This window comes from Undibacterium sp. Di27W (genome assembly GCF_049340345.1).
In the GTDB taxonomy this organism is placed as follows: domain Bacteria; phylum Pseudomonadota; class Gammaproteobacteria; order Burkholderiales; family Burkholderiaceae_D; genus Undibacterium.
Genome location: NZ_JBMPOS010000004.1, coordinates 89210 through 106582, shown reverse-complemented (window position 1 = coordinate 106582; position 17373 = coordinate 89210). Strand labels below are relative to the sequence as shown.

The window sequence follows — 17373 nt, the reverse complement described above, 5'->3', positions numbered from 1 at the left end:
AGAAAATGCTACTCTCGAACAATGCCGCAAAAAAGATACAGATTTTTGCGCAACAGGCAGGGCAGGGGGGAGGGTAGGAGCGGCTTTAGTCGCGAACAATTCTGGAATGTTTGCACAGTTTGTTCGCGGCTGAAGCCGCTCCTACGGGGGAATGGCGCTTATTTGATGACGCGAAGATTAATGTGCCTTGGCGAAGCGCAGGGCAAATTTCTTGAAGTTGCGATAGCTGGCACCCAGATCTTGCAAGGCATCTATGGAATCGGCCATGGATGCACCTTGCTCACTGAAATTGCTTCTGAATTCTTCAAATGCAGCTTCCAGCACAGCAGCCAGTTGGTGGTTGTACATACGTCCAAAATTCAGATGACGTCTTTTGATGCGCATTTTCATGGTGTTTCCTTTCAATTGAAGGGCGGATTATAGAGTAATCCTGGTGAAGCTGGTATTTACTGATTTTCCTCTGACAGCCCCTATTGTTTTGTTGTTAAAAATATAGGGGCAATTTATTTAATTCTTTGTTTTTCCAGCTTGCGTGCCAGCGTGCGTCTATGCATGCCTAGTCTGCGCGCTGTTTCAGAAATATTAAAGTCGGTTTCGGCCAATACTTCGTGGATTCTTTCCCATTCCAGATTTTTGATGGAAGTGGAGCGATTGGTAATTTCTACCTCTGCCGTACCGGCGATATGGCCAAAGGCAGCTTCAATATCATCGGTGTTGGAGGGTTTAGACAGGTATTGGCAAGCACCCAGTTTGACCGCTTCGACCGCAGTTGCAATACTGGCAAATCCTGTGAGTACCACGATCAACATGTCGGGATTGTGTTGATGCAAAAGCTGTACGCAGGCCAGGCCGGATGAGTGGCCATTCAACTTCAAATCAACCACAGCGTAAGCTGGCATATGAGCTGTTAATAGTTTTTCAGCATCTTCCTTGCTGCTTGCATGTAAGACAGTGTAACCGCGCCGCTCAAACGAACGGCCCAGTGTACGGGCAAAAGCAGTATCGTCTTCGATAATGAGTAGCAGACGATTTTCTGGCATAGTGAACAAATTCCTGAAGTTAACACTGTATTTCGATGAGGCGCAGCAGAGCTGCTATTTCAACTCTTATGCAGCTTTTGAGCAGCTCTTGTGACATTGTAAAGTCTTTGTTAGTTTGACGCATTGACAACCCGGACGCGCTTGCTACAACTATACAACGAGCATCGCAGGCTCAAAATTGCGGCGCGTATAGCTTAATCAGCGCTTCCTAAAGCATGATCGCCGACAGTGGCAGGCTCAATTGTACGATGGCCCCACCCTCATCGCGATTGGATACTGTGATATGACCACCCAGCTTGCGCGCCACGTTGACGACAAAAAACAAGCCCAGTCCGCTGCCAGGGCGACCCTTGGTTGACTGATAAGGTTCTCCCATGCGCGCCAGGATGTCTGGATCGAAACCCGGCCCACGATCGATGATGGTAAATATCAATGACTCGCCTTGATGCCTGGCTTCCATGCTTAGCCAGTCCGGGGAGGCTTCCAGCGCATTATCAAGCACGTTGCAAACCATTTGCTTGAGCGCGGTATCAAAGACGATGGGAATATCTTCTTTGATCAGATTATCGAAAGCAAAGAACACGATGGTCCGGGTAGACATGAATTCTTTGGTCAGATCATTCAGGAAGGTATTGATCGTGGTTTTGACAGCAGATTCGCCACGCGCTTCCCCGGCAGATAGCAGGATGCCGCTGACTATGCTTTTGCAGCGCTGTAGTTGCGTTTCCATTTCACTGATTTCTTCCAGCAGCTCGGGGTTTTTCTTGAACTCAGGCATGCGTCGCCAGTCACCCAGGATGACCGAGAGCGTCGCCAGTGGCGTACCCAATTCGTGCGCTGCGCCAGAAGCCAGCAAACCCATGCGCACGATATGATCTTCTTCGACTGAGCGCTGGTGCAGATCGGCCAGCTGGGCATCCCGTGCATGCAGGTTGTGACCTATGCGGGTGATAAAGAACACCAGCAGGGCAGCATTGAGCATAAAGCAAATCACAAAGCCACTGACATATAAACGCGATAGCCCGCCGTTTTCACCGGGTGGCAGCGGCAGAGGCTCAGAAAACAGTGATAGCCCAGCCAGGCAGATACTGGTGATGATGACGATGATCCAGGTAGACCAGGCTTCCAGCAAGACAGCGCTTAAGATCACTTGCAGGAGATACAGAAAAGCAAAGGGATTCGATGTGCCACCACCAAAATACAATTGTGCGGTCAGGCTGAATACGTCGATCAGCAAGGCAAAAACCAGTTCGCTATTGGTCACATAGACGCGTTCATGCCAGCGTAAATGGCTGGCAATATTAAAACCTATCAGGCAGATGAGCACCACCAGCATTTTGAATAAGGGCAGGTGTATGCCAAATCCAAACATGACGATGAGTATGGTGGATAACTGACCAAACACAGCGAGCCAGCGCAACTGTATGAGTTGCAGCATATTCTTGTGGCCCGCTGAGTTCTCATACTCTATCGCGATGGCAGACTGTTTTTCTGGTGTTTTTGTTGCGGTTTTTGCCACTATTCCTTGCCCGATACGATGAAGAAGTATTTTTCTTATCATGCTTGCCATGTCCCGTTATTGTGCTTTTTAGTGCATGCTAACAGATCATGGGCTATATGTTAAATTGGCAATTCCAGCCTGGTTTATGCTGTGTTTCCTGTATTGGCTGCGCTGACATTCTTTCTATCCCGCATGACATAGGCCCAGGCTGCTGCCGTCATGGCTGCCAGCGAGAACCAGACCAGGGCATAAATTAGATGGCTGTTGTGAAAATGAATCACGGTCAAGCCTGCCACAGGGGCGTTGGCTGAAGCCTCATTTTGCTGGGCATAGGGGGAATAGGGGGCATTGTTTGCCGGGCTTGCATCGGCATCGATAAAGAAGGGTGCTGATCTGGCCAAGCCAGTTGCAGCTGTAATGGCGCTCACATCGCGTGAATACCAGCGATTGCCAGCTGCATCATTTTTCCTCAAAAAACCTCCGCCGGGCTCTGTCATACGCAGCAGGCCAGTGACCTGGATGGTGCTGGTGTCAGATGTAGAGAGGCGATCTTTTTCTGATGATGCTCTGTAAGATGCCGCCATTTTTTCCGGGATAAACCCACGGTTGACCAGGATGACAGTCTGGTCTGCCAGCGCCAGGGGCGTCATGACCCAAAAGCCGCCACCCAATTCTGTGGATGCTAGGACCAGTATAGTTTTCTCATGCAAAAAAACACCGCTAGCCTGTACATGGCGATACTCGTCCGCGCTTGCAGTGATGTGTGACCATGCTGGAAAGCCGGGCGCAGGCACGGGCGTTGCGTGCACACGCTGATCAACCCGTTCTATCAGATCGAGTTTCCACTGGAGGCGCAGTACTTGCCAGGTGCCCAGTGAAATAAAGCCTGCAAAAATCAACAGCATGCAGGTAGTGAAAGCTAGCCTGAATAAGCGGGAATGGCGAGAAGGGTGTTCAGGCTGAGCTGCGTTTGACGGCAGATCAGCCTCCTTGCTTGCCATTCCTGGTTCCAGCTGATTCATTGCATGGAAGGTATAGGCTTGCTAGCGTCCGCTGCGGTACTGGACGCTGGTACTACCTCTGCCGGTACTACGTCTGATGTTGCTGCCGGCGTCAATTGCGCAGCAGGCCTGGACATAGGCATGGGTGCGGCATTGATGGACTGCGGCTTTGTTTCCATCTCATGCATCATGCCGGGCATCATATTGTGATTCAAATGGTACATCACCCACAGTGATCCACTCATCATGATAAATACCAGCATGCCTGTGAACAGCAGGGCCAGCATGGTCCAGCCACCTTCGGATTTGCTATTCATGTGCAGGAAATACACCATGTGCACGACGATCTGTATTGCTGCAAATACCAGCAGGACTATGCCTGTAGTACTTGATTTGTTCATGACTTTGTCCATGACCAGCCAGAAGGGGATAGCGGTCAAAATCACAGCCAGGATAAATCCTGTTGCATAGTCTTTCAGGCTGCCATGATTGGCGTGCATGTGGTCATGGTGGCCGTGATGATCATCGTGGTGACCATCATGATGATCGCCATGACCATGCGCCATGTGTTCTTGGTGTGCGCTCATGGCAAGACTCCCATCAAATAAACAAAGGTAAATACACCGATCCAGATCACGTCCAGGAAATGCCAGAACATGGACAGGCACATCAGTCGCCTGCCATTTTCAGGAGTCAGGCCATGACGACCTATCTGGAACATCAGGGTAATCAGCCAGATAATACCGAAAGTCACGTGCAAGCCATGCGTACCAACCAGCGCAAAGAAAGACGTCAAAAAGCCGCTGCGGTGTGGGCCTGCACCTTCATGTATCAGGTGGGCAAATTCATACAATTCCAGGCTGATAAAACCGGCACCCAGCAAGCCAGTGATGGCCAGCCAGATCAAGGTGGCTTTCACGCGCTTGCGCTGCATTTCCAGCATGGCAAAGCCATACGTGATGGAAGATAACAACAGCAGGGAGGTATTGATGGCAACCAGCGGCAGGTCAAATAATTCTGCGCCTGTAGGGCCACCTGCATAGTTACGACCCAGTACCGCATAGGTGGCAAACAGGCAGGCGAAGATCAGGCAATCGCTCATCAGGTAAAGCCAGAAGCCGAGCAGGGTGCCGTTTTCCGGATGGTGTTCCTTGACATAGAAATCGCTGCTGACATGTTTGACAGGCTGCGAAGCTGCACCGGTATTCAAGTTCGTGCCCTCGTTGGGGAAAGTTGCGGTATTAGACATGGCTGGCACCTAGCAGGCGAGTACGTTCATCTTCTGTGCGGATCACATCGGCAACAGGGATATAGTAATCGCGCTTGTAATTAAAGGTATGGACGATGATGGCCGCCATCATGGCAACAAAGCCGAGGATGGCTGGCAACCACATTTGCCAGATCAAAGCAAAGCCACATGCCGCGCTCAGCAAGGCGATGATGAAGCCAGCACCGGTATTCTTGGGCATGTGTATAGGTACAAAACCATCCGTTGGCCTGCTGTATTGATTGCTCTTCATATCAGCCCAGGCATCGTTGTCATACACCTTGGGTGTAAAGGCAAAGTTATATGGCGCTGGTGGCGAGGATGTAGACCATTCCAGTGTACGGCCACCCCATGGGTCACCCGTAAAGTCACGCAGGGATGCGCGGCGCTTGAAGCTGACATATAACTGGATGATGAAAGACGCAATACCCAGGGCAATCAGGACGGCACCGAAAGCTGCGATCTGGAACCAGATTTGCAGAGATGGATCTTCAAAATGGCTCAAGCGTCTTGTGATACCCATCAGGCCCAGTACATACAAAGGCATGAAAGCGAAATAGAAGCCTATGGTCCAGAACCAGAAGCAGCATTTACCCCAGAAATCATCGAGTTTGTAGCCAAAAGCTTTAGGGAACCAGTAGTTGATACCTGCGAACATACCGAACAGCACACCACCGATAATGACATTATGGAAGTGGGCAATCAGGAACAAACTGTTATGCAAAACGAAGTCAGCAGGCGGCACGGCCAGCAAGACACCTGTCATACCACCGATGACGAAAGTGATCATGAAACCTATGGTCCACAGCATTGGCAATTCAAAGCGGATACGGCCACGGTACATCGTGAACAGCCAGTTGAATATCTTCGCTCCGGTAGGGATGGAGATAATCATGGTCGTAATGCCGAAGAATGAATTGACACTCGCGCCTGACCCCATCGTAAAGAAGTGATGCAGCCATACCAGGTAAGACAAAATCGTAATCACCACGGTTGCATATACCATGGAGGTATAGCCAAACAAACGCTTGCTACAGAAGGTCGAGACGATTTCAGAAAACACACCAAACGCAGGCAAGACCAGGATATAAACCTCAGGATGACCCCAGATCCAGATCAGGTTCACATACATCATGGCGTTGCCGCCCAGATCATTGGTGAAGAAATTGGTGCCGAACATACGATCGAGCGACAGCATGCCCAATACCGCAGTCAATACAGGGAAAGCTGCAACGATGAGTACGTTGGTGCACAGTGCAGTCCAGGTAAACACCGGCATCTTCATCATCGTCATGCCAGGTGCGCGCATTTTAATGATGGTGGCGATCAGGTTGATACCCGACAGTAAAGTACCGACACCGGCGATCTGCAATGACCAGATATAGTAATCAACACCCACATCCGGGCTGGACATGATGCCAGACAGCGGTGGATATGCCAGCCAGCCAGTACGGGCAAATTCACCCACGAACAGCGAGACCATCACCAGGCCGCCGCCAAAGGCTGTCATCCAGAAGCTGAAATTGTTAAGGAAAGGAAAAGCCACGTCGCGCGCACCGATTTGCAGTGGCACGACATAGTTCATCAGGCCAGTCACCAGCGGCATCGCCACGAAAAAGATCATGATCACGCCATGCGCGGTAAAGATCTGGTCATAGTGATGTGGTGGCAAGAAACCTGCAGTATCACCAAATGCGATTGCCTGTTGCAGTCGCATCATGAGGGCGTCGGCAAAGCCGCGCAACAGCATCACTATGGCAAAAATCACATACATGATGCCTATCTTTTTGTGATCGATACTGGTAAACCAGTCACGCCACAACATGCCCCAGACACGGAAATACGTCAGCGCACCAAGCAGCGCAATGCCACCGAGTGCGACAGCGGCAAAGGTCGCAAGCAGGATAGGTTCATGAAAGGGAATCGCTTCCCATGAGAGACGGCCGAAGATCAGCTTCGTCAAATCGATATGGTCTTGCATCATTTATTTCCGATGATAAGAGGAGATGCTTCTGGAGATGTTTTGCAAATGTCAGCGTCCAGAGTGGCGGACAAGCGTGCTATGCGTGCTGCGTTGTCTTGTGCCAGGCGTTGCGTGAATAAATTGGTGAAATCGCGTTTTGCTTCAGATGCGGCATAGGCTCTGGCATTTGCCTTGGCGTCGTTCATCATCATCTTGTCCATGCACACTTCACCCGCAGCTACACAGCGATTCAGGATGGCATGATATAAATCTGCATCGACGCTGGCGTAGTGACGTACCGGCTCACGCTCGCTGGGCTTTTCCAGTAGCTGATAAGTCTTGCGGTCCAGTGTCAGGGTTTTGGCTTTGGCAGCCTGTACCCATTGTTCAAAATTCTGCGTGCTCATGCCATGGAACTTGAAGTGCATGCCAGAGAAACCTGCACCGCTATAGTTGGCTGAAAAACCATCGAATTCACCCGGCTTGTTAATCACGGCATTGAGCGTCGTCTGCATGCCTGGCATGGCATAAATCTGACCAGCCAGTGCGGGAATGAAGAAGGAGTTCATGACATTCGATGCAGTAATCTTGAAGCGCACAGGCACATCGACGGGTGCTGCCAGCTCATTGACTGTGGCAATGCCAAGGTCTGGATAGATGAACAGCCATTTCCAGTCCAGTGCGACAACCTCGACGTTGAGGACCTTCGCATCGGCAGGAAGAGGGCGGTTTTCATCCAGGCGTGACAACTTGCGATAAGGGTCCAGCGTATGTGTGCTGATCCAGGTGATGAGCCCCAGAGCAATGATAATCAGCAAGGGCGCACCCCAGATCACCAGCTCCAGTTGAGTGGAATGGTCCCAGTCTGGTTCATACTTTGCAGAGGTATTATTTTTTCTGTAACGCCAGGCAAACAGTATGGTCAAAAAGATCACTGGTACGATGATCAGCAGCATGAGCAAGGTAGATACCCAGATCAAATGGCTTTGCTGGGCGGCGATATCGCCTGATGGATTCATTACCACCGTGTTGCAACCCGCCAACAAAATTGCAGAAAAAACAGCAAATCCGCGTCGAGCAAATAAGGGAATCATATTGAGATAGGTCAATGGATATAGAAATTTGTGCTAATGTACCCTTACAAAAAGGCCTTGGCGATTGGACGTTTTGTCCCAGTTTTCAAATAAGCATCAAAAGTGACGATCGCACAGGAGCCAGACTATAATTTTTGAGACAATATGAGGGACCATCATGGCTAGCATCAGCACCAGTGAAAATGAACTGCCCTCCAGCTCTATGGCAGATACTGCAATCAGGAATAGCAAGAACAATCATTCCGATCATTCCTCCATTGCCCCTGGCGAAATCGCCATAGGCGTCGTCATAGGACGGGCCTCGGAATATTTCGACTTTTTTGTCTACGCACTGGCTTCAGTGCTGGTTTTCCCCCAGGTTTTCTTTCCATTTGAACAAAGACTGGAAGGCACGCTGTATGCTTTCGTGATTTTTTCATTTGCTTTCCTGGCACGTCCGTTTGGCACAGTGGCCTTTATGGAAATCCAGAGACACCTGGGACGTGAAGCCAAGCTCACCATCGCCCTGGTGTTATTGGGTGCGTCTACTGCTGGCATTGCATTCCTGCCAACTTATTCACATCTGGGTGTCACTTCCATCATCTTTTTGTCTTTGCTGCGCATAGGGCAGGGTTTTGCGCTGGGCGGTTCCTGGGATGGGCTGCCGTCCTTGCTTGCTTTGAATGCACCGGAAAACAAGCGTGGCTGGTATGCCATGCTGGGTCAACTGGGCGCGCCAGTAGGCTTCATGATCGCGGCTGGCTTGTTTGCCTATATGCTGGCCAATTTGTCGACTGAAGATTTCCTGGAATGGGGCTGGCGTTATCCCTTCTATGTCGCCTTTGCGATCAACGTGGTGGCCTTGTTTGCCCGCTTGCGCCTGGTTTCTACTAATGAATACAAGCATTTGCTGGATGAACGTGAACTGGAACCAACCAGTATTATCGAAATGACCCGTTCACAAGGCCGTAACCTGCTCATCGGTGCGCTGGCCGCTTTGGCGAGTTACGCACTGTTTCATCTGGTCACGGTGTTCCCATTGTCATGGATTACGATTTACTCTAAACGGTCTCTGACTGAATTCCTGGAAATACAGATGCTTGGCGCTGTATTCATGATACTGGGGATTATCATTTCAGGACTGGTTGCAGACCGTATAGGCCGTCGCAAAATGCTATTCATACTGGCATTGATGATTGCCGTGCTGAGCGGATTCGTGCCCGCCTTGCTCGATGGTGGTGAGCTGGGGCAGGATATCTTTATTCTGCTGGGCTTTGGCATCCTGGGTTTATCCTATGGTCAGGCATCGGGTGCGGTGACTTCTAATTTTGCTCCCAAGTACCGTTACACTGGCGCTGCTCTGACATCTGATCTGGCATGGCTGGTCGGTGCTGGCTTTGCCCCTTTGGTGGCGCTGGGTCTGTCCTCGCATTTCGGGCTGGAGTATGTCAGTCTCTACCTGTTATCCGGCGCAGCATGCTCCATAGCGGCACTGAGCCTGAATCGCGCTCTGGAAATCAGGAATTAGTCGACAGCTCATCTTTGCTTAAGTGAGTATCATCATTTTCAAAGACGGGATTTAGGCAAATCCCGTCATTTTATAGAAGCGGCTTTAGCCGCGATCGTTTTGCAGTAACGGTTCTTTCCGTTTATGCAAGGCATTCGCGGTTAAAGCCGTTCTTACATATCCTCAGATATAAAAAATCCCGGCAAATCAATATTTCAAATTCCACAACAGCCAGTCCAACCATGACTTCTGGCACTGTTGATATCAAAGTCTATCCCCTAAGCTAGCCTGGTTTTTGCAATCATGCCTGGTGAGAGAAATTTTCGCCAGCGCGGCAAAAATCTTTCTTTCATCTTAGAGGATTCATCAATGAAACGTATTTTCTGCTTATCCCTGGCTTTTGCTGCTGCCTTGAGCAATGCCAGCCATGCTCAGGATGTGTATGTCGGTGCCAGCATCAGCAATAGCTATTCCAGCAATCTTAATTTCACTGACGCTGGCAAGCAATATGATTTCAAGAGTAAAGACAAGGCCATACCCATGAAGATTTTTGTTGGCTATGATGCTAACCAGAATCTGGGTGTGGAGCTCGGTTATAAGAATTTTGGCAGGACCACGATAGATCCCATACCCGGATCAGGCACTACCTTGACCAGCCATGCGAATGCCTGGTATGCCGCAGTCAAGGGCAGCGTGTTGTTGAGCGAGGACTGGTCTTTGTTTGGCAAGCTGGGTGCAACCCATACCAATACCGGCTTTGCAGGAACTGGCGGATTGCGTGCACTGAGTAGTTCCCCTGACAAGGCGGATTTATATGTCGCTTTAGGAACTGCTTATAAGCTCACCAAAAATCTTGATTTAACGCTGGAGCTGGAACATTTTGGCACGGCCAAGGAAAAAAACCTGAAGTTCAATATGGATGGGTTTTCGGCGGGTATCCGTTACCGGTTTTAATCGTTTAAATTGGGACCCGGATTTCGTTGCAGGCGGCGCCAACTCTTGCAATGAAACCGGGAAGTAGTCCGACGTCCACAGCTCAATAGTGGTAAGTCAGTGAGCTCATCAGGCTGACCGTATTCGTTTTAGTCGTTAAAGGGCTGCTGGCAGCACTGCCCCACAATCGATTGATGCTGAGACGTGTGGAGAAATCATATTTAGGGCTCAATTCCATATTCCAGCCCACTTGCAGATAGGTGTTCTTGATACCTGCTGTAGCGGCATATGCGGGTAAACCGCTGTTCATTGTTTGTTCAGGGCTGATACCAAAATAGGATTGCATATAGCGCCGATTCGCGAGTGTCAGGCCCACCTCTGCTGACAGGCTCTGATGTGGTACCAAAGGCATGCTGATCCAGCTTGCCAGATGCAGGCGTATACCCTGGTGCAGGCTACCTGCACCATAATCCAGGCGCGAGCGAAAACCAAGCTGATGGTCGAAACGATAATTGAAGTAAGCACCTGGAGTAAATACCAGTGATGAAGATGCATTACGATCTGTGCTTTTGGGCTGCAATTCATAACTCAGCAATGGGCCATATTGCAGATGCTGGGGTGAGGGCAGGCGCAGTCCGATTTCCCCTGGAGCGAGAAAAACGCCATTGCTCCAGACGACCGAAGCAAAGGGCACCAGGTAAAATTTTTGCTTGTCACTTCCTTCATAGCTGGGGGCTATCAGTGCCGCTACGCCCAGGTCTATGTCGGTAGAGCCTTCCGGCATCATGTCGGGTGTTTGTGCATGCACCGCATGCACCATATGACAAAGACTGCTGCAAAACAGTAGTAAGTATTTTTTCTTGAGCATGATGTCAGATATTAATCAAATACAGCCCAGTTCTATGCCGCGCAAGGCGGCACGCATGCGGTCGCGTACAGCTAATTTGGACAAGATGCTGGACACATGATTTTTGATGGTGCCTTCTCCCAGTCCCAGTGCTGTGGCAATTTCATGATTATTCAAACCCGCTGCCATCAAGGCCAGGGTTTCAATTTCACGCTCTGTGAGGCTGTCACGCAGGCGCTTGTCTTCACTGGCTTTGGCCGTACCCGGGTTTTCGTAGGAGGCGCGGGTGCGTTCTGTCAAGGCGGGGCGGAACAGGGTGGCTCCCGTCGCGACACGGCGTATGCCCTCGGCCAGTCTTTCCGGCGAAATATCCTTGAGTAAAAACCCCTTGGCACCGGCCCGCATACCAGCAAACAAGACATCGTCATCGTCAAAAGTCGTCAACAGTATGGTGGGGGGCAAGTCTGTCTGGGTTTGTAATAATTCTATGCCTGTGCATACTGGCATGCGTACATCGAGCAAAAGCACATCGGCCTGGGTTTGGCGGATGATGGCAACCGCCTCTTCACCATTGGCAGCTTCTGCGACGACACGGATGTCATCCGTCAGATTAAGCAGGCCACGTATGCCGCTGCGCACCAGCATCTGGTCGTCGACCAGGATCACTTTGATCATGCCAGTGTCCTTTCATTGGGTATATTGATCTTCAGCATGAAGCCAGCTTCCGGGTGATTCATGGCGAGCAAGCTGCCGCCAAGTTCAGCAATTCTTTCGCGCATGCCTTGCAAGCCATTGCCTTCTTTTAATTGCTGGCAGCCTTGGCCATTGTCATGCATCAGGACTTGTATTGTTTTCCCACTTTCGATAGACGTGAGGTTTATGCGCATGTGGGTGGCCAGCGAATGACGCATGGTATTGCTGATGGCTTCTTGTATGCAGCAAAACAAAGTATGGGCACTGGCAGGCGTGTGCAGCTTAAGTGCACCTGTAAAACTGAGCTGTATTTCTGGCTGCGGAATACCGGCGCACAAGCTTTCCAGCGCATGGCGCAGATCTATGTCTTGTTCGCGCCTTTCCTTGCCTACGATGTCCCTGACTTCTGCCAGTAAACTACCGGCCAGTTCTGAAGACAAGTTCAAGGACTCCAGCCTTGCTTCTTCCGTTTGCCGCAGAGCCAGGTTCAGATGCAGGTTCAAGGCAGTCAGGTGATGACCAACGATGTCATGTAAGTCACGGGCTATGCGCATGCGTTCAGAGACACGCACGGTTTCTGTCAACAGGGATTGGGTTGCCAGCAATTCTGCATTGGTTTTGGCCAGTTGCAAACGGCCACGTCGCTCCAGTATGCTGACGTGGCAGGCGGCAAACACCATGATTTGCAAGACTAACTCAGCACCCTGATACAGCAGGAAGATTTTCATATTTTCATTTGCGCTGATGATGGCAGAGGCAGACCAGATAGCTATGCCAGCATGCAGCAGCATTTGTGCCAGCAGCCACAGTAAGCTTTTCCTCAGCGGGTAAATGCAAGCCAGCTCGGCAGCGACTATATATAAAAAAGCTGAATTGACGCTGCATGCGATAAGCAGCTGCAATAGCAGTAGTACAGTATCTCTGGACTTGGTTCGCTGGTCTGTCAATAACAGATTGACACCTCTGCAAACCAGCCATAGCAAGACTGAAAAGCCCAGGCTCAGCAGTGTATAGCTGTAAAAAAACAGATGATAAATCAGATCGTTTCTATCTGATCCTGCGCTGGTCAGGCTGGGGGGCTTGGTGAATTGCCCGGCTATCCAGATCACTGATTGTCCAAGCAGGCTGCGCATATCATCGACTTGAGGACCACGCAGCCACAATAGCAAGCTTTCCAGCCCTGTAATGAAAAGGCTTAAGGCTATCCCCGCAAAGATGTAGCGATTGCGGCGGATATGGTGGATGAGATTTCTCAATGAGGGCCCGGAGTAGTGAAAGTTGCAGTGACGGTTTCAGTGATAATTTTGATGGCAGTTGAGCATCTATTCAGGGCTATAGGCAATCCGGCGCAATTTTACGCTAAGCATTAGACCACGGGGGAGTGCCAGAAGTCATGGGTCAAAAATTCTCTTAAAAATTCTCTTTTATGCGCGGGTAGTTCGAATGAGGATGCTCTACAATGCCTGCTCTGCCTCAGTGCTATTCCGGTTTCTCATACATGAAGCAATCTCTGTTGCTACTCCTGGTTTTCTTGCCTTGCTGGACGATGGCTGAAAATGACAATGAACTTCAAAAGGTTGAAATTGCAGCTTTACGCAATGCAGAATGGGGTAGTTATCGCCATGCCTACAAGGCCTTTAGCTTCTTCGCGACTTATACACGGACCAGGCCCTTGATACAGGCACATATGCAGCTACGTCCATTGCCAAATGCCAGGGATATCCCCATGACTGGTTTGCAGCTACAACTGGTAGGAGAAAAAACCAGGCTCGATATTGCTGTCGATGCCCTGGGGCGTGCCAGTCTGCCCCTACTTAAGACAGCTTATGATGAAGATGCAGTCTTGCGCCTGAATCGCCCGCAAGGGCAGTTTTACTTCAGCGGGCGCTATTCGATCAAGGAGCGCGAAGATAGTATTTATGATGTTGTAGAACTGCGTTCAGCCTGCGAACAATTGCTCAGCGCCCAGCGTGAATCGGGTTATCGCATCCGGCTGATAGGCAAGAAATGTGCGGGCATCAAATTTGTCTATGCACTCAGTGATAACAAGAGTGATAGTAAGAGTGACACCAAGATCGCCATCACTTTCAAGGATGCCGCACAACTGGTACGTGACTTGCCAGTCAGTGAAGCTTCGCCATTTGAAGATGACTCCATGGGCAAGTACAGGGTAGCTGTCTACAAATTTTCTGACTGGCCAGCGCTGGGGAAAATCATGGCGACCAGCAAGCCGCTGGCCATAGGGACATTGTACGATTAGCAGTGTGGCTTCAGCGCCAGCCAAACATCATCTGTTCTGCCAGCATGCGTTTTGCTGGCTTGAGCATATCCAGCGCACCCAGGCCCAGGCCCAGCAATGCCTGGCTGAATGAGCCATCGGGGCTGCTGGCAAATACACGCGCCATGCTATCAGTGAGGCGTATGGTCAGTTTTCTGTCGGCCTGACGTTCAGCCAGATAGGTTTGCAAGGCGGCCGCAGTGTCGCTGCTGGCAGCGTCATGCGAGTGCCTCGTCAGTGCACGGGCCAATACCAGGCTGTCACGCAAACCCAGGTTCAGACCTTGTCCTGCGACCGGGTGCAGGGTTTGCGCGGCGTTGCCGATGGCGACTGTGCGGGCAGTGGCATGTGCCTGTGCATTCAGGCCCAAGGGATAAGATACACGCGCCGAGGTCTTGATGAAGTTGCCTAGACGATGGCCAAAGGCAGTTTGCAGGGCCAGCCTGAATTGCTGCTCATCCAGTGCCAGCAAGTGTTCTGCCTGCTCAGGGCGTACACACCAGACCAGGGCATAACCATCTTCCTGCGGCAACAAAGCCAGCGGGCCTTGTTCAGTGAAGCGCTCAAAGGCGCGCCCGGCGATCTGGGCATCGCTATTGACATGGGCGATGATGGCGGTTTGCTGGTAATCATGGCGCTGGCTGCGTTGCTCCTGATCGCCAAAAGTGCCACCTTCCGCCTGTATGACGATGCTGGCACTGACATGGCTGATTTCCCCTGTGTCTGCATGGCGCAGTGTCAGGCGCACATGGTCAGTGGCTTCTTCCAGAGTGGTCACGCTTAGCGGCCTTTGTATGCGTATGCCATTACAGTCTATCGCTGCCTGTAGTGGCCGTATGATGTCACCATAGCGGGCTACATAACCCAGGTCAGGCACTGCATAATCAGCTGCCCGCATCAGGCTGCGGCCAAAATGGCCACGACGTGAAACATGGATTTCCTGGATGGCAGTTGCCTTGACAGGCCAGGCACCAGCGGCCTGCAGGATTTGCCTGCTGCCATAGGAAATAGCAATAGAGCGTGCATCATGTGCTGCCTGCTCAGCGGTCTTGGCATCGTAAAGTGCAATGCGCTCAGTTGGGTAACCCTGTTGTTGCAACAACAAAGCCAGCGCCTGCCCTACCGGGCCTGCGCCACAAATCGCGATATCGACATCATTGAGAGTGTGAGTCATGTTTTTAGCCTTGGGACCTGGCCATTTCTGCTTCTATCTCTGCTACGGTTTTTGGTGTGTCGCGGCTCAGGTTGAGATGACCATCAGCCGTAATCAGGATGTCATCTTCTATGCGTATGCCTATATCCCAGTATTCTTGCGGCACCCCTTCAGCAGGGCGCACGTAGATGCCAGGCTCTATGGTGATGACCATGCCGGGTTGCAGTTGACGGTAAGCCTTGGTATCGCCGGTTTTTTCTGCAATTCTGTAGTCACCTACATCATGCACATCCAGTCCCAGCCAGTGGCCGGTGCCATGCATATAGAACTGGCGGAAAGCAGCACTGGCGATGGCATCGTCGACATTGCCGACCTCGTTTTTATCGAGCAAGCCACAATCAAGCATGCCCTGGGTTAATACGCGCACAGCCGCCTGATGGCCATCCATATACTGTGAGCCAGGGCGGGCGCATTCTATGGCCGCCTGTTGCGCAGCCAGCACGATTTCATACAGGCGTCTTTGCGCGGGGCTGAATTTGCCATTCGCCGGGAAGGTACGGGTAATATCAGATGCATAGCTATCAAACTCACAGCCAGCATCGATCAGGACCAGGTCGCCATCCCTGATCTGCGCCTGATTGCTTTGATAATGCAGGATGCAGGCATTGGCACCAGTGGCGACGATGGAACCATAAGCCGGTGCCTGTGCACCATTGCGGCGGAATTCATACAGCAGCTCGGCTTCCAGTTCATACTCAAATTTGCCGGGCTTTGTGCTACGCATGGCACGTGCATGCGCCGCGGCAGAAATGCTGGCGGCACGCTGCATCAAGGTGATTTCTGTCGCATCCTTGAACAGGCGCATTTCATCGATCAGCTCACGCACATCCAAAGTGAGCGACGGCGCTTTGATACCGCTGCGACCCTTGTCGCGTACGGCTTGCAGGCTTTGCTGCACCTGGCTGTCGATATGGGGCTCTTGCGCTGCGCTGTAAAACAATTTGTGCGCATCACTGAGCAGTGCAGGTAATTTTTCTGCCAGACTGAGGATGGAGTAAGCCGCATCGAAAGCAAATTCTTTGGCTGCAGCCTCAGGCCCATAGCGAAAACCATCCCAGATTTCATGTTCGGGATTTTTCTCGCGGCAAAATAAAATTGATTGCTGCGTATCTGCAGTGGCGATCAGCACGATCACTGCTTCAGGTTCAGTGAAGCCAGACAAATAATAAAAATAACTATCGTGGCGAAAAGGGAAATAATTATCGCTATTGCGTATCCATTCGCGCGCTGTAGGTATGACAGCCACACCACCACCTTGCGCCTGCATCTGCGCCATCAGTTGCTGGCGGCGCGCAGTGTAGGCAGCAAATTTGGCAGTCGTGTTGACACTCATGTTTATCCTTTGAAATTCAAGGGCGCATTCAGCGCTTCAAGTTGATCTGGGGTGCCCAGATTATGCCAGTCACCACGGTATAGCTCACCGCCTATGCGGCCTGCATCGATGTATTCACGCAGCAGGGGGCCGAGTTTTGCGTGGTCACCCGGGCGTATCGAGGCAAACATTTCAGGGCGATAGACTCCGATGTTGCCAAAGGTAAGTCTAGGCGTGCCTTCATTCGACAAACCCATGAGTGTCAGGGCAAAGTCGCCAGTCGGGTGAAAGCCAGGGTTCTTCACCATATACAGCCAGGCGATATCACGTTTGTCTGCCGGATGTGGATTACCCCAGGGATCATTTTCTTCCAGGGTATTCAAGCATTCTGCAAAATTGAAGTGAGGGATGTAGATGTCGCCAGATACCACGATAAAGGGATCATCACCCAGCAAATGCAGGGCCTTGGCAATGCCACCTGCGGTTTCCAGCGCCTGCTCTTCGGCTGAATATTGTATCTTTGCACCAAAGCGCGAACCGTCACCAATGGCATCTTCTATCATATGGCCCAGATGGGCATGATTGATGACCATTTCAGTGATCCCGGCTTTCACCAGGTTAAGGATATGCCAGACGATCAGCGGCCTGCCGCGTACTTTCAACAAAGGCTTGGGGCAGGTATCGGTCAATGGGCGCATACGTTCGCCGCGCCCGGCGGCAAGTAACATAGCTTTCATGATTTTTA

17 protein-coding genes are annotated in these 17373 nt (G+C 51.1%); 3 read left to right on the top strand and 14 right to left on the bottom strand.

The genetic code is table 11. The features are described 5' to 3' along the window. Window positions 1-177: 177 nt before the first annotated feature. The 8 genes from ACO0LF_RS10075 to cyoA all read right to left on the bottom strand — a co-directional run bounded on the left by ACO0LF_RS10075 (window position 178) and on the right by cyoA (window position 7866). Window positions 178-390 carry a hypothetical protein gene (locus tag ACO0LF_RS10075; protein WP_423013979.1) on the bottom strand — a complete coding sequence of 71 codons (213 nt, stop codon included), beginning with the start codon at window positions 388-390 and terminating at the stop codon, window positions 178-180. A 113-nt stretch (window positions 391-503) separates the two neighbouring features. Further along, on the bottom strand, window positions 504-1040 hold the full coding sequence (locus tag ACO0LF_RS10070) for a response regulator transcription factor (protein ID WP_423013978.1): 537 nt from the start codon (window positions 1038-1040) through the stop codon (window positions 504-506). A gap of 208 nt (window positions 1041-1248) precedes the next feature. After that, window positions 1249-2562: an ATP-binding protein gene (locus ACO0LF_RS10065; RefSeq protein ID WP_423014219.1), complete on the bottom strand. Its 1314-nt coding sequence runs from the start codon at window positions 2560-2562 to the stop codon at window positions 1249-1251. A 122-nt stretch (window positions 2563-2684) separates the two neighbouring features. Beyond that, window positions 2685-3542 carry an SURF1 family protein gene (locus tag ACO0LF_RS10060; protein ID WP_423013977.1) on the bottom strand — a complete coding sequence of 286 codons (858 nt, stop codon included), beginning with the start codon at window positions 3540-3542 and terminating at the stop codon, window positions 2685-2687. Window positions 3543-3559: 17 nt separating this feature from the next. Beyond that, window positions 3560-4129, bottom strand: a complete 570-nt coding sequence (cyoD, locus tag ACO0LF_RS10055) for a cytochrome o ubiquinol oxidase subunit IV (protein ID WP_423013976.1) — start codon at window positions 4127-4129, stop codon at window positions 3560-3562. Beyond that, entirely contained in the window at window positions 4126-4791 is a 666-nt protein-coding gene (cyoC, locus tag ACO0LF_RS10050) for a cytochrome o ubiquinol oxidase subunit III (RefSeq protein ID WP_423013975.1), read from the bottom strand. Before cyoC ends, cyoD begins: the two co-directional genes overlap by 4 nt. Beyond that, complete coding sequence (cyoB, locus tag ACO0LF_RS10045; RefSeq protein WP_423014218.1) at window positions 4784-6790, bottom strand: cytochrome o ubiquinol oxidase subunit I; 2007 nt, start codon at window positions 6788-6790, stop codon at window positions 4784-4786. Before cyoB ends, cyoC begins: the two co-directional genes overlap by 8 nt. Then, complete coding sequence (gene cyoA, locus ACO0LF_RS10040; protein WP_423013974.1) at window positions 6790-7866, bottom strand: ubiquinol oxidase subunit II; 1077 nt, start codon at window positions 7864-7866, stop codon at window positions 6790-6792. Before cyoA ends, cyoB begins: the two co-directional genes overlap by 1 nt. Window positions 7867-8068: 202 nt before the next feature. Here cyoA and ACO0LF_RS10035 point away from each other — a divergent pair, with 202 nt between their 5' ends. Next, window positions 8069-9373 carry an MFS transporter gene (locus tag ACO0LF_RS10035; RefSeq protein ID WP_423014217.1) on the top strand — a complete coding sequence of 435 codons (1305 nt, stop codon included), beginning with the start codon at window positions 8069-8071 and terminating at the stop codon, window positions 9371-9373. Between the two features lie 348 nt (window positions 9374-9721). Beyond that, window positions 9722-10306, top strand: a complete 585-nt coding sequence (locus ACO0LF_RS10030) for an outer membrane beta-barrel protein (RefSeq protein ID WP_423013973.1) — start codon at window positions 9722-9724, stop codon at window positions 10304-10306. A gap of 82 nt (window positions 10307-10388) precedes the next feature. On the opposite strand, the gene ACO0LF_RS10025 is transcribed toward ACO0LF_RS10030, so the two are convergent. The 3 genes from ACO0LF_RS10025 to ACO0LF_RS10015 form a co-directional block, all read right to left on the bottom strand. Then, the gene (locus ACO0LF_RS10025) at window positions 10389-11093 is read right to left on the bottom strand and encodes a MipA/OmpV family protein (protein WP_423013972.1); all 705 of its coding nucleotides are present in this window, start codon (window positions 11091-11093) and stop codon (window positions 10389-10391) included. Between the two features lie 75 nt (window positions 11094-11168). Continuing rightward, window positions 11169-11807 (bottom strand): response regulator, encoded by a 639-nt coding sequence (locus tag ACO0LF_RS10020; protein WP_423013971.1) that lies wholly within the window; start codon window positions 11805-11807, stop codon window positions 11169-11171. Further along, a complete protein-coding gene (locus ACO0LF_RS10015) occupies window positions 11804-13081 on the bottom strand; it encodes a sensor histidine kinase (protein ID WP_423013970.1) in 1278 nt (425 codons plus the stop codon). Before ACO0LF_RS10015 ends, ACO0LF_RS10020 begins: the two co-directional genes overlap by 4 nt. A 242-nt stretch (window positions 13082-13323) precedes the next feature. Between ACO0LF_RS10015 and ACO0LF_RS10010 the strand changes: the two genes are divergently transcribed. Continuing rightward, entirely contained in the window at window positions 13324-14085 is a 762-nt protein-coding gene (locus ACO0LF_RS10010; RefSeq protein ID WP_423013969.1) for a hypothetical protein, read from the top strand. Between the two features lie 10 nt (window positions 14086-14095). On the opposite strand, the gene ACO0LF_RS10005 is transcribed toward ACO0LF_RS10010, so the two are convergent. From ACO0LF_RS10005 to murU, 3 genes are read right to left on the bottom strand one after another with little or no spacing between them, the layout of a single operon-like run. Continuing rightward, a complete protein-coding gene (locus ACO0LF_RS10005) occupies window positions 14096-15277 on the bottom strand; it encodes an FAD-dependent monooxygenase (protein WP_423013968.1) in 1182 nt (393 codons plus the stop codon). A gap of 4 nt (window positions 15278-15281) precedes the next feature. Beyond that, window positions 15282-16649: a Xaa-Pro aminopeptidase gene (gene pepP / locus ACO0LF_RS10000; RefSeq protein ID WP_423013967.1), complete on the bottom strand. Its 1368-nt coding sequence runs from the start codon at window positions 16647-16649 to the stop codon at window positions 15282-15284. A gap of 2 nt (window positions 16650-16651) precedes the next feature. Further along, complete coding sequence (gene murU / locus ACO0LF_RS09995; RefSeq protein ID WP_423013966.1) at window positions 16652-17365, bottom strand: N-acetylmuramate alpha-1-phosphate uridylyltransferase MurU; 714 nt, start codon at window positions 17363-17365, stop codon at window positions 16652-16654. Window positions 17366-17373: the final 8 nt, after the last annotated feature.